Annotated in this window: 12 protein-coding genes; all 12 read left to right on the top strand. The window is 73.8% G+C overall.

The genetic code is table 11. The features are described 5' to 3' along the window. Window positions 1-94 precede the first annotated feature (94 nt). The 12 genes from H9641_RS19345 (at window position 95) to H9641_RS19400 (ending at window position 12,895) form a co-directional block, all read left to right on the top strand. On the top strand, window positions 95-622 hold the full coding sequence (locus tag H9641_RS19345) for an O-acetyl-ADP-ribose deacetylase (protein WP_191806044.1): 528 nt from the start codon (window positions 95-97) through the stop codon (window positions 620-622). A gap of 166 nt (window positions 623-788) precedes the next feature. Continuing rightward, window positions 789-3,242, top strand: a complete 2,454-nt coding sequence (locus tag H9641_RS19350) for a YhgE/Pip domain-containing protein (protein ID WP_191806045.1) — start codon at window positions 789-791, stop codon at window positions 3,240-3,242. A 203-nt stretch (window positions 3,243-3,445) separates the two neighbouring features. Continuing rightward, window positions 3,446-3,898 carry a hypothetical protein gene (locus tag H9641_RS19355; protein ID WP_191806046.1) on the top strand — a complete coding sequence of 151 codons (453 nt, stop codon included), beginning with the start codon at window positions 3,446-3,448 and terminating at the stop codon, window positions 3,896-3,898. After that, on the top strand, window positions 3,895-4,218 hold the full coding sequence (locus H9641_RS19360) for a winged helix-turn-helix domain-containing protein (protein ID WP_191806047.1): 324 nt from the start codon (window positions 3,895-3,897) through the stop codon (window positions 4,216-4,218). Before H9641_RS19355 ends, H9641_RS19360 begins: the two co-directional genes overlap by 4 nt. Before the next feature lie 111 nt (window positions 4,219-4,329). Next, window positions 4,330-4,995, top strand: coding sequence for a DNA-3-methyladenine glycosylase I (locus tag H9641_RS19365; RefSeq protein WP_191806048.1), 666 nt, complete (start codon window positions 4,330-4,332; stop codon window positions 4,993-4,995). Between the two features lie 70 nt (window positions 4,996-5,065). After that, entirely contained in the window at window positions 5,066-6,523 is a 1,458-nt protein-coding gene (locus H9641_RS19370) for an L-serine ammonia-lyase (RefSeq protein WP_191806049.1), read from the top strand. Between the two features lie 184 nt (window positions 6,524-6,707). Continuing rightward, on the top strand, window positions 6,708-7,997 hold the full coding sequence (locus H9641_RS19375) for a sensor histidine kinase (RefSeq protein ID WP_068709395.1): 1,290 nt from the start codon (window positions 6,708-6,710) through the stop codon (window positions 7,995-7,997). Between the two features lie 44 nt (window positions 7,998-8,041). Then, a complete protein-coding gene (locus H9641_RS19380) occupies window positions 8,042-8,704 on the top strand; it encodes a response regulator (protein WP_068627566.1) in 663 nt (220 codons plus the stop codon). Between the two features lie 96 nt (window positions 8,705-8,800). Next, the gene (locus tag H9641_RS19385; RefSeq protein ID WP_191806050.1) at window positions 8,801-9,142 is read left to right on the top strand and encodes a YciI family protein; all 342 of its coding nucleotides are present in this window, start codon (window positions 8,801-8,803) and stop codon (window positions 9,140-9,142) included. A gap of 158 nt (window positions 9,143-9,300) precedes the next feature. Next, window positions 9,301-10,530 (top strand): hypothetical protein, encoded by a 1,230-nt coding sequence (locus H9641_RS19390; RefSeq protein ID WP_191806051.1) that lies wholly within the window; start codon window positions 9,301-9,303, stop codon window positions 10,528-10,530. Window positions 10,531-10,584: 54 nt separating this feature from the next. Beyond that, window positions 10,585-11,700 (top strand): App1 family protein, encoded by a 1,116-nt coding sequence (locus H9641_RS19395; protein ID WP_225220744.1) that lies wholly within the window; start codon window positions 10,585-10,587, stop codon window positions 11,698-11,700. 142 nt (window positions 11,701-11,842) lie between these two features. Then, window positions 11,843-12,895, top strand: a complete 1,053-nt coding sequence (locus tag H9641_RS19400) for a hypothetical protein (RefSeq protein ID WP_191806052.1) — start codon at window positions 11,843-11,845, stop codon at window positions 12,893-12,895. The last annotated feature ends 27 nt before the right edge of the window (window positions 12,896-12,922 follow it).

A 12,922-nucleotide genomic window follows, 5' to 3' on the forward strand; every position in this document is an offset into this window, starting at 1 on the left:
CCCCCGCCCCCCCCCCCCCCCCGCCCGCCCGCCCCCCCCCCTTCTGCGTCCCCAGGCCAGGGCGGACGCGCACGACGTGCGCGAGCATGGGGGCATGCGCCTCACCGCCGAGCTCGGAGACATCACGACGGTCGACGTCGACGCGATCGTCAACGCCGCGAACTCGTCGCTGCTCGGGGGTGGTGGGGTCGACGGGGCGATCCACGCCGCGGCAGGTCCACGGTTGCTCGCCGCGTGCCGCGAGCTGCGGCGCACGTCCCTGCCCGACGGCCTGCCCGTGGGCGAGGCGGTCGCGACGCCGGGCTTCGACCTGCCGGCACGGTGGGTCATCCACACGGTCGGCCCGGACCGGCACCGGGGCCAGACCGATCCGGCCCTCCTCGCCTCGTGCTTCACCACGTCCCTCGACGTGGCCGCGGGGCTCGGCGCCCGCTCGGTCGCGTTCCCGGCCGTGAGCGCAGGCGTCTACGGGTGGGACGCGCACGAGGTGGCTCGCGTTGCGGTGCACGCGGTGCGCACGTGGGGAGCCGAGGACGACCAGGGCATCGAGGACGTGCGGTTCGTCCTGTTCGGCCCGACGCTGCTGAGCGCGTTCGAGGAAGCGCTCGCCGAACCAGCGTGACCTTTACCAACTTGTGATTTTCGGAGTATCAGATACTTGCTTCCCTCTCCCTCTCGGCCGTTGCTAGCGTCGACGGTGATTTACCTGATACCCGGAGTCGCACCAAGGTGATGGGCGCTCCGCGATCAGACCGGCAACGAGGCCGGCCACGAGAGGACCCTCGCACATGACAACCCACGCACTCCCGCGCCCTTCGCGCGCGCACTCAGCCCTGACCATCGGCGCCCTGGTGGCGTTGGCACTCGTCGTCGTCGTGCTCGTCGGCTATCTCCTCCTCTTCAACGGCAAGGTGGCCGACGGCGCCACGCGCCTCGACGACGGAGCCTCCCGTCTCGAAGCGGGCGCAGCCGAGCTGGCCGACGGCGCGACCCGCGCCGAGGACGGCGCAGGCAAGGTCGCCGACGGGTCGAAGGCCCTGGAGGACGGGGCGAAGACCCTCTCTGCGGGCGCGACCCAGGCGTCGAGCGGCGCCGAGCAGCTCGCTGCCGGCGGTGTCACCGCGCTCGACGGCGCCGCGCAGCTCGCTGCCGGAGCCGACGAGCTCAACGCCGGAGCGGCGAAGCTCGCCCCAGGCGCGGCCGACGCGTCCACGGGGGCGAACAAGCTCGCCGCCGGGGCCAAGGAGCTCGATGCTGGCCTCACCGGGCGGCTCGCCCCGGGAGCCGCCAAGGTGGCGGACGGCGCTGCTCGGCTGTACGCCGGTTCCGGAGAACTCAGCACAGGCCTCACCACCCAGCTCGCTCCCGGCGCTGCTCGGCTGTACGCCGGGTCGACCGACCTCAGCACAGGCCTCACCACCCGGCTCGCCCCCGGCGCCGACCAGCTGTACGCCGGGTCGACCGACCTCAGCACAGGCCTCACCACCCGGCTCGCCCCCGGCGCCGACCAGCTGTACGCCGGGTCGACCGACCTCAGCACAGGCCTCACCACTCGACTCGCGCCCGGCGCCGCACTGCTTCACGCCGGCTCGGGAGAGCTCAGCAACAGCCTCACCACCCGGCTCGCGCCCGGCGCCGCACTGCTCCACTCCGGCTCGGGAGAGCTCAGCGGCAAGCTGACGAGTGAGCTGGCCCCTGGTGCAGCAGACCTCGCACGAGGAGCGTCCAGCCTCTCGACCGGAGCTGCCGCCGCAGCGTCGAGCAGCGGCGCTCTCGTCACCGGAGCGCGAAGCGTCTCCGACGGCGCGGACGCCCTGGCCACCGGCTCCGGCTCGCTCGCGGATGGCGCCTCGCGGCTTCACGGCGGCGCGAGCGCTCTGTCCGCAGGGCTGGAGTCGGCCGCTGGATCTGCGAAGACACTGAGGGACGGCTCGGCCGGCGTCGCCGCTGGGGCCGCCTCGGTCGAGGCTGGAGCCGCCGACCTCGCTGGCGACATCGCCGCACTGGCTGCTTCTGTGCCGTCCGACTCGCCCCTCAAGGCCGAGCTCGATCGACTTGCCGGCGCCGCCGGTGGCCTCTCCACGGGAGCGGCGTCGGTCGAGGGCGGGGCAGCAGAGGTCGCAGCCGGGACCGCTCGGCTCTACGGTGGCTTCACGGCCGAGAAGGGGCTCGTGAACAGCGCCCGGGCGCTCGACGCAGGGGCCGCCGACCTCCAGTCCGGGACTGCCAGGCTCGATGAAGGGGCCCAGACGCTGAGGAGCGGAGCGAAGCAGGTCGCCGACGGTACCGCAGCGCTCTCCACCGGTCTGGGCGAGCTCTCGAGCGGTGCTGCACGGGTCCAGGCAGGCTCACAGCAGGTCGCTTCCGGGGCCCAGTCCGCGGCGACGGGCGCCTCCACCCTCAACACCAAGCTGGGCGAGCTGTCCACCGGCGCCCAGGACGCAGCAGCCGGCGCGACGAAGATCAAGGCTGGACTCGACGACCTCGCCCCGGGGATCGTCCAGGCAGCAGGAGGAGCGGCCGACATCGAAGCCGGGCTCGGCGTCCTCGCCCCCGGCCTCCGCTCGGCCGCGAACGGCGCGACCGAGATCAGCACCGGGCTCGGCGTCCTCGCCCCCGGCCTCCGCTCGGCCGCGAACGGCGCGACCGAGATCAGCACCGGGCTCGGCGTCCTCGCCCCGGGCGTCGTCAAGGCCGCGGGAGGCGCGACCGAGATCAGCACCGGGCTCGGCGTCCTCGCACCCGGTGCCGCCGAGGTCTCCGTCGGCGCGACCGACGCGGCGACGGGGTCGCAGAAGCTCTCGGCCGGTGCCCAGGAGCTCGCCGCAGGCAACACCAAGCTCGCCACGGGCGCCCGGGACCTGTTCGCGGGCACGACGAAGCTCGAGGACGGCTCGCTCTCGCTGCACACCGGCATCACGACGCTGTCGACCGGTGCCACGACGCTCGCCGCGGGCAACGCCGCGCTCGCCGAGGGTGCGGGCACGCTGCACGCCGGGACCGCGACGCTGGCCGACGGTGCGGGCGACCTCGCCGAGGGCAGCTCGACCCTCGCGGAGGGCGCCGGAACGCTCGCCGACGGGACCGTCGAGCTCTCGGACGGCACGGCCAAGATGAAGTCGGACGTCGAGAACAGCCCTGCGGGCAAGCTGTCGCTGGGCGCCTCGGCCGTCGTGGGCGGTGGCCTGCTCGCCGGGGTGTTCGGCGTCGGACTGGGACTGCGCCGCCGGCTCACCATCTGAGCACCGGCTGACCAGCGCGATCCCGCGCGGCGCCTTCACAGTCGACGGTGACGCCGCGCATCTCGAGGGTGGCGGGGCCGTGTCCATGACCTGGACGCGGCTCCCGCCGCCCTCGCTCTGCGTCGCCGCCCAGATCGATATGCAACAACATGCTCGTCAGGCAGGTACTTGCCAAGTGGGAAAGTAGATGCTTGGATCAGTGCATGAACAGCGACGCAATCCCCTCCACCGCCCCGACTCCTCAGGAGGCCGCCGCGGTGCTGGCCCTCGCGGAGTCAAGCACCCGCACGACCAGGCTCCGCGGGGCCCGCTGGGTCAGGACATACCTCCTGGGCTGGGGGCTCGGCAGCATCGGCCTCGTGCTCGCGATCGGCATGGGCGGACGAGTCGGGTTCTTCGTCGGCATGGCAGCCTGGGCAGCGCTGGTCACGATCGGCGTGACCTGGGCATCGCGCCAGGGCTTCCTTGCACAGGGGTCGCGCCGGCGCCTCGCGGTCGCCCCGGCGGCATGGGCCGTGGTCTACGGCGCGACCCTCGTCATCGGCCTGCCCGGGCAGGCGGGCAACCTCGCCTACTGGCTGCCCGCAGCGCTGGTCTCGGCCGTCCCGATGGTCGTCGTCGCCCTCTGGCCGCGCCGCGAGGAGCAGGCAGCATGACCGAGGCCCACCCCCGTCACCGGCTCGACGACGTCATCCACTCCCCCGTCCGCCTCTCGGTCGTCGCGGCGCTCGCCGGGGTCGAGAAGGCCGACTTCAAGTCCCTGCGCGACACGATCGAGGTGTCCGACTCGACCCTCTCCAAGCAGCTCACGGTGCTCGAGGAGGCCGGCTACGTCGAGATCAGCAAGGACCGTGTCGGCCGTCGACCACGGACCTGGGCGTCCCTCACACCTGCGGGTCGCGCCGCGCTGACCAGCCACCTCCAGGCGCTGCGGGCGATCGCCGAGCAGCAGCTCCCCCCGGTCGCAGACAGCTGATCCACAGGCCCTGTGGACAGGAGCCGTACACAGGGCCGCCGGCCGGTGCGCGCTCCACAGGACCACGCCCCTCCCGCGCCGCGCGTGGGTGCCGTGCGCAAGAGTGGGCCCATGACCACGACCGAGGCCACGTCCCCCGAAGCCACCTCGCCCGCTCCGCTCGCCGCACCCGTCGACGCCCCCAGCCCCGCGCGGGGTGCCCGCTGCTTCGGCGACGGCGACCCGCTGTACGAGGAGTACCACGACACCGAGTGGGGCATCCCGGTCCACGGGGACGAGGCACTGTTCGAGCGGTTGGCCCTCGAGGCCTTCCAGTCGGGACTCGCCTGGATCACCGTCCTGCGCAAGCGCCCGGCGTTCCGCGCGGCCTTCGCGGGCTTCGACCCCGAGGTCGTCGCGCGCTTCACCGAGGAGGACGTCGAGCGGCTGCTCCAGGACGCGTCGATCATCCGCAACCGGATGAAGATCGAGGCGACCATCTCCAACGCCCGCGCCCTGCTCGCGCTGCACGAGCAAGGCCGGACGCTCGACGACCTGGTCTGGTCGTTCGCACCGGGCGGCTCACGCGCACCCGAGGGCGGCACTCCCCCCGACCGCCCTCGCCCCGCGACGTTCGCGGACCTCGCGGCCAGCACCCCTGAGTCGGTCGCCCTGGCCAAGGCGCTCAAGAAGGAGGGCTTCAAGTTCATCGGCCCCACGACCGCCTACGCGGCCATGCAGGCGTGCGGGCTCGTCGACGACCACCTCGCCACGTGCCCGGTCGTGACCTCGCGCTGAGCACGGCTCCGGGCCACTTGCTATAGCAGAAGAGTTCCACTCCGTGAGATGAGGTGCGATCATGAGGACCATGTCCTCGTACGTCAGCGTCCTCGACCTCTTCTCGGTCGGCATCGGGCCCTCGAGCTCGCACACCGTCGGCCCCATGCGGGCCGGCACCACGTTCGCGCGCTCGCTCGAGCAACGCGCCGTGCTGGACCAGGTCGCCACGGTCAAGGTCGTGCTGTGCGGGTCGCTCGGCGCGACGGGGATCGGGCACGGGACCCCGGACGCCGTGGTCGCTGGGCTCCGAGGCCTCGACCCGGAGACGTGCGACCCCGACGAGGTCCCCGGGAGCTGGGAGCGCCTGGGCGACGGCCACGAGGTGCGCATCCTCGACCACCGAGCCGTGACCATGTCGAGCGCCGACGTCCGCCTGGCCCCGCTCACCCGGCTCCCGGGGCACCCGAACGGGATGCGGTTCACCGCCCTCGACGCGAGCGGCGACGTCGTGGCCGAGCAGGTCTACTACTCGGTCGGTGGCGGGTTCGTCCTCACCGAGCAAGAGCTCGAGGCCGCCGCCGCGAACGAGGAGGCCCAGCACGCCGCCGAGCTCGCAGGCGCACCGATCGACCCGGCCACCGAGCCCTCGGACGTCCCGCACCCGTTCGCCAACGCGGCCGAGCTCCTGGCGTCCTGCACGCTCGAGGGTCGGTCGATCGCCGAGACGGCGTGGGAGAACGAGGTCTCGCTGCGCCCGGCGTCCGAGGTCGGCGCGGGGCTCGACCGGATCTGGCGGACCATGAGCGAGTGCGTCGACGCGGGGCTGGACCGCCGAGGGATGCTTCCGGGGAGACTCAAGGTCCGCCGTCGGGCCCGGGCGCAGCGCGAGAAGCTGGAGGCTGCTGAAGTCGCGAGCGGGGCGGCCGCACACAACGACCACTCGATCGAGTGGCTCCAGGCCTACGCGATGGCCGTCAACGAGGAGAACGCAGACGCCCGCCGCGTCGTCACGGCCCCCACCAACGGGGCCGCGGGCATCCTGCCCGCCGTCGGCCGCCACTTCCTGCGGATCCACCCGGACCTCGCCGCCGACGAGGACGCCACACGCCAGGCCATGCGCACGTTCCTGCTCACGGCAGGCGCGATCGGCGCGCTCTACAAGCGCAACGCCTCGATCTCGGGGGCGGAGGCCGGCTGCCAGGGCGAGGTCGGCTCGGCCTGCTCCATGGCAGCGGGCGCCTTCTGTGCGGTGCTCGGTGGCACCCCGGCGCAGGTGGAGAACGCCGCGGAGATCGCGATGGAGCACAACCTCGGTCTCACGTGCGACCCGGTCGGCGGACTCGTCCAGGTCCCGTGCATCGAGCGCAACGCGATCGCGGCCTGCACCGCGGTCTCGGCCGCCAAGTTGGCCCTCCAGGGAGACGGCGCGCACGTCGTCTCGCTCGACACGGTCATCGAGACCATGCGCCAGACGGGGCTCGACATGTCGACCAAGTACAAGGAGACGTCGACGGGTGGCCTCGCGGTCAACGTCATCGAGTGCTGAAAGCGGTCCGTGTCATCGAGTGCTGAAAGCGGTCCGTGTCATCGAGTGCTGAAAGCGGTCCGTGTGATCGAGTGCTGAAGGCGGTCCGGCTGAACGAGTGCTGAGAGCGGTCCGGCCGCCGGCCCCGCAGCACCCGCGCCGGCGTCCCAGCGCGCCGAGCACGCCCGCCTGACATGATGGCGAGATGTCCGGCTCGTCCCCCGATCGAGCGCGCCCCGCGCCGCGGCCGCGCTTCTCGCCGCGCGCTCTGGTCGCGCCCCTGACCTCCGGCGCGACGGTCCGGGCAGGGGTCTTCCTGGTCGTGGGCGGCGTGGTCGCCGGAGCGTACGGGCTGCTCGGCGCGGGGTTCGTGCAGATGTTCGCCGAGCCACGCACCGCGACCCCCACGACTGTCGTGCTCGCGATCGTCGCGACCACCCTTGCCGCCGTGCCCCCTTTCCTCGCCCCGGTCCGTGCGGTCGAGGTCCTCGCGGTACGCACCCTGCTCGACGTCGACGTCCCGGTCCCGTCGGGCCGCCCCGGCCCGGCAGCCAGGTGGCGCGGTGCGGCCTGGTTCGCGCTCCACCTGCTGCTCGGTCTCGTCGCGGTCGTCGTGCTGCTGGCCGTGGTCCCGCTCGTGCTCGACCTCGTGCTCTCGGTGCTCGGCGCGCCGTTCGTCGACCCCGGGTGGCTACCGGGGGTGCTGGAGGGCGAGGCGGCGCGCATCGCGCTCGCGCTGCTCGTGCTCCTCGCCCTGCCGTACGCGGTCGTCGGGGCGCGCGCGGTGCTGCGGTCCGCGGCACCCCTGCTGCTGGGCCCCGACCAGAGCGAGCGGATCGCCGAGCTCGAGGCGCAGGCCGCGCGCCTGACCGCGCGCAACCGCCTCGCTCGCGACGTGCACGACGGCGTCGGTCACGCCCTGACGATCACCGTGCTCCAGGCCGCGGCGGCGACCCGCACGCTGGAGACCGACCCGCGGGCCTCACGTCGCGCGCTCGAGGCCATCGAGGAGACGGGTCGCCACGCCCTGGCCGAGCTCGACGACCTGCTGCGCCGCCTGCGTGACCCCGGGAGCGAGGCGTCCGCCGAGCACGACGACGACGTCGCGATGCTCGTCCGCCACGCGCGCGCCGCGGGAGCCCACGTCACGCTGCGTCTCGTGGGCGAGGTGGGCCGGGCGCCGCTCACCGTGACCCGCGAGATCTACCGGATCGCCCAGGAGTCGCTCACCAACGCCCTGCGGCACGCGCCGGGCGCGCCGATCCACGTCCGGGTGGTCCGCGCGGACGACCTCCGGATCGAGGTCCGGCACCCGTGGTCGCCCCCGCCGGGCGGGGCATCGGTGCGACGGGGCCGCGGGCTGCCGGGCATGCAGGAGCGCGTGACCGCCCTCGGCGGCACGCTCTTCGCGGGGCCCGACGGCGGAGCGTGGGTCGTGCGCGCGTCCCTGCCTCTCGGCGTTCCCGAGGCCGCGTCGGACGAGGTGACCCCGTGAGGCAGACGGACCCCGACGTGCCCGGGCGGCCGGGGGTCGGTGACGTGCCGGCCGGACCCGCGAGGGTCCTGCGCGTCCTCGTCGTCGACGACGAGCCGCTCGTCCGGGTGGGCCTGCGCGTGATCCTCGATGCCGAGCCCGACATCGAGGTCGTCGGGGAGGCTGCGGACGGTGCGGACGTGCCAGGTGCCGTCGAGGCGACCCGGCCCGACGTCGTGCTGCTCGACGTCCGCATGCCGCGGGTCGACGGGATCGCCGCGACCCGCGCGATCGTGGCCCGTGCCCCCGCGCCCAGGGTCCTCGTCATGACGACGTTCGAGAACGACGACCACGTGCTCGACGCGCTACGCGCGGGGGCGCACGGCTTCCTCCTCAAGCGGACCCGCCCCGAGGACCTGGCCCAGGCCGTGCGGGTCGTGGCCCACGGGGAGTCGCTCCTCTTCCCCGACGCGGTGCGACGGATCGCGACCGCTCACCCGGCGCGGGGCGATGCCCTGCGCTCGGCGCGGCTCACGGAGCGCGAGGGCGACGTGCTGCGCCTCATGGCGACCGGGAGGTCCAACCAGGAGATCGCCGGCGAGCTGTTCCTGGGGGTCGAGACCGTGCGCACCCACGTGGGCAACCTGCTCGCCAAGCTCGGCGTCCGCGACCGCACGCAGGCCGTCGTCGCGGCCTACGAGTCGGGCTTCGTGCGACCGAGCCCCTAGGACGGGTTAGGGCGGCCCGCAGATCCCTGTGCAGAGCACCCGTACCTCGGCGAGGATGGTTCAGAGCCCCACGACACGAATCCAGGAGGCGACACCATGACGAAGTACCTGATCACCTTCCCGAGCGCTGCGATGGTCGTTCCCGACGACGAGCTGCCGGCGGTCTCCGACGCGTCACGCGCGGTGGTCGAGGAGGCGAAGCAAGCGGGGGTCTGGGTGTTCGGCGCCGCGATCGACGAGGGCGTTCCCCCCGTCCTGGTCGACGGCGACGGCACGGTGACCGAGGGCACGTACCCGCAGACGAAGCAGCTCGACGGTGGCTTCACCCTCCTGGAGGTGCCCTCGCGCGAGGCGGCGCTGGAGTGGGCCGCGAAGTTCGCGGTCGCCTGCCGGTGCGCGCAGGAGGTGCGCGCCTTCCACTACGACCCCGCCAGCTGAGGGGTCGTCCGCCCGACGACTCCTCGACGACGTCCCGATCGTTCACCCGTACGGGGGATCCCGCTCACCGGTGCGGGTGATCTCCTCCTGGCCGCGCGCCGGGAGCCTGGAGAGACAGCGCGCCGGACCGCCCGGCGGCCGTCACCTCGGGAGACACCATGGACGACACCGACCTCACGACCGGCACGACCGGCACGACCACGACGTCAGCACCACCCGGGCGCAACGCCCCCGGTCACACCGGCTCACAGCCGAACCGCACACCGCCCCCATCGCGGGGCGCCCCGCGCTGGCCGCGGTGGGTCCCGGGGCTCACGGTCGCGTGGTGGCTCGCAGGAGCGGTCACGGCCCTCACGGCCGTCCTCACCGGTCGTCACCTGCCCGTCGGGGCCTCGACGCCCGACGCAGCAGGGACGATCGTCGACTCCGTCCCGAGCGACAGCCTGACCGCGGTGCTCGCCATCCTGGGACTGGTCGGGGCGGCGCACGCCGCCTGGATGACGTCGCGTGCCGGACGCCCGGCGACGCGCCGGGTGCGCGCCGCAGCGGTGACGGTCTCCGGGCTCGTCGTGGCCCTCGGTGTCGTGTTCGCCGACACCAGCCTTCTCGCCCGCATGGGGTATCTCCCGGTGGTGCTCGTCCGGGCCCCGTTCGACCCGGAGCTCGCGGGTGCCTTCGACCAGTACGTCGCGCCCGCGTTCCTGCTCCAGCTCGGCGTGCTGGCCGCCCTGGTCCTCCTCGCGGTCACGACCGTCCTGTTCGTCCGGCGCAGCAGCGGGGCGTGCGCGGTCTGCGGCCGACTGGACGCCCCGGCCGACCACCACGCACCGGCACCCGCCGGGAAGACCTCCGCGACACCGTCGGGCATCGTGGCCTGGGGACTGCCCGCCGCGATCGTCGCGGCGACCATCCCGTGCCTGTACGCCCTCACGCGGCTGATCTGGGTCTTGGGGTACCCGCTCGGGCTCGACCCCGAGATGTACGAGCAGGACGCCGGCAGGCTGGTCGCCCCCGCGGTGGGTCTCGGGCTGTTCGCCGTGGTCGGTGCCGTGCTGACCCTCGGCCTCGTGCAACGGTGGGGAGAGGTCTTCCCTCGCTGGATCCCGGGCCTGGCCGGGCGACGGGTCCCCGTCGCGCTCGCGGTCGTCCCCGCCTCGGTGGTCGCGGTCGCGATCCTCCCGGCCGGGCTCTCGATGATCAAGGGTCTGCTGGAGATGTCGACGCCCGAGCTCCTGGCCAACTGGGCGGCGTTCGGTCCTGGCGTGCTCTGGCCTCTGTGGAGCGTCGCGCTCGGTGTCGCGACGGCCGCGTACGCGACCCGACGCCGTGGCACCTGCCGGCTGTGCGGTCGTTCGCCCTCGACGATCACGCCCCGCGTCGCCCGATGAACCGGGCCCCCGTGTGCCAAGGTGGGAGACCACCACCTTCGACGATCGGACCTCATGCACCAGGAGCACCTGCCGTCCCCGACCCCTCCGGTCCAGCACCTGCACCTCTCGGCGCGTCTCGAGGACCGGATCCGTGCGGCTGCTGTGCGATTCCTCCGGTCGCGGGGGTGGACCCCGCGGATCGAGCCGTACGTCGGCTACGGCACCGAGGGCTCGGTGCGCGTCCTGGCTCGCGTGCTGCTGAGTCGTCCGCACCGCCGCGCGGACCTGGTCTGGAACCGGCGCGGGTGGCGCAACTACCTCACGGTCTCGGCTCCCGGAGAGGTGGTGCGTGCGTCCGTGACGCGCACGGGAGCCTCGGGGGTCGACGAGCGTCTCGTCGTGGACCTCGTGGCCGACCGGGACGGCTACGTCGACGGGATGCTCGACGTCGCGCTCGAGCCCGGCTGGCATGACGTGCAGCTCGCGACGGCGACCGGGGCCGTCGCGACGTCGCGGGTCTTCGTGGTCGGCCCCGGCCGGCGCCTGGGGGTCATCAGCGACATCGACGACACGGTCATGATCACCATGGTCCCGAGCCTGCTGCGCGCGGTATGGAACACGTTCGGGCTGCACGCGAGCGAGCGGCGCCCCGTCCCCGGCATGGCCGACCTGTACCACGGCATCGCCTCCGTACATCCGGAGGCACCCTTCGTGTACTTGTCGAACGGGGCGTGGAACACCGCGGGAAACCTCGAACGCTTCCTCGACCGCAACGGCTTCCCGCCCGGGACCCTGCTCCTCACCGACTGGGGCCCTACGGCCACGGGCTGGTTCCGCAGCGGCCAGGAGCACAAGGGCAACGCGATCGACCGGCTCGTGCGCGAGCTGCCCGACGTCGGCTGGCTCCTCCTCGGCGACGACGGCCAGCACGACCCCGAGATCTACGCTGCCGCGGCGCGCCGGCACCCTGAGCACGTGGCAGCGATCGGCATCCGGCAGCTCAGCCCCACCCAGAGGCTGCTCGCGCACGAGCCGCCCGCGCCGTCGGGCAGGAACGGTGCGGCGGGCCGCGGCGGGACGGGCACGCCCGGCTCGCGCCGTACCCGGCGCCCCGCGCACGGCGTCCCCACGGCAGGAGGGCCCGACGGCGCAGCGCTCGCCCGGGCGCTCGGGCGCGCCCTGCGCTGAGGTCGGCCCGCGCTCGACGCGTGCCGCACCTCATCCTGCGGATCGCGCCGAGCGGCCGGGCCACGGGTTCGGCCGCGCGGCGCACAGGATGCCGGCACCTGACCGGTTGGCCCCGTTCGTCACGGGATGATTCCCTGGACACATGACCGACGACCAGGAGCGAAGAGGCCCCACAGGTAGCCAGGACCCCACCGAACCGATCAGCCCCGGCTTCCCGGCGCCGGGCGGTCTCACCGGGGGCAGCGTCCCGCCGGCCGAGCCGATCCCGAACGCACCCGACCCGTTCTCCGCGACCGGCGCACCGACCACGCCGCCCCCCGGCGGCCCGGGTGAGCCCCCGCCCGGAGGCCCGGGCGAGACGCCCTCGGGGAACCGCGCCTGGTGGTGGGCGCTCGGAGGACTGGTGCTCCTCGCGATCGTGGCCGTCACGGTCTGGCTCGCGACCCGAGGTGACGCGGAGGGCGACGCCGGTGCCTCTCCCGGCGCGACGCCGTCGGGCAGCGTGACCTCCGAGGCCCCGTCGGAGGAACCCAGCCCCGAGCCCACGACCGAGGTCACCACTCCCCCCGCGACGGGCTGCACACCCACCGAGGGCGGCACGCCCGACGGGGCGAGCACGCACGAGATCATCGACGTCGACTTCGACGGGCGCCCCGACACCGCGTGGTTGACCACGGGAGCGGACCGGCGCTTCGGGATCACGACGGCGTCCGGGGCCACGTTCTCGGCCCCCGTGACGACCGCGAGCCCCGTCCCGGCGAGCGCGGTCGTCAACCTCGTCGCGGCAGGCGACGGTGAGGCGCCGATCGGCTTGGTCGACGTGGGCCGCGAGGTGCTCCTGTACTCGGTCGCGAACTGCGCCGTGAACATCACGCAGAACGCGCAGGACGAGCCGTACACGTTCGACAAGGGCTTCAGCGGCTTCGGTACAGGAGTCGGGTGCACGGCCGTCGACGGCGTGCTGCACCTGGCCGGGCTCAACGCGATGTCGAACGACGGCTCGACCTACACCGTCGCGCGGACGCTCGTCGACCTCGACGAGTCCGCCCGCAGGGCCACGAACGGTCAGACCGAGACCGTGGCCGAGGGGGTCCCGGCGAGCGACCCGGTCGTCGTGACGGCCCAGGAGACGAGCTGCGGCGACCTCGTCGCGGGCGGTGCCGACCCGGGGGGCCCGGTCGAGCCGCAGGGCTGAGCGTCGTCGAGAACGCCCCGGGGGGCC

The organism is Oerskovia merdavium (assembly GCF_014836755.1).
Taxonomy (GTDB): Bacteria; Actinomycetota; Actinomycetes; order Actinomycetales; family Cellulomonadaceae; genus Oerskovia; species Oerskovia merdavium.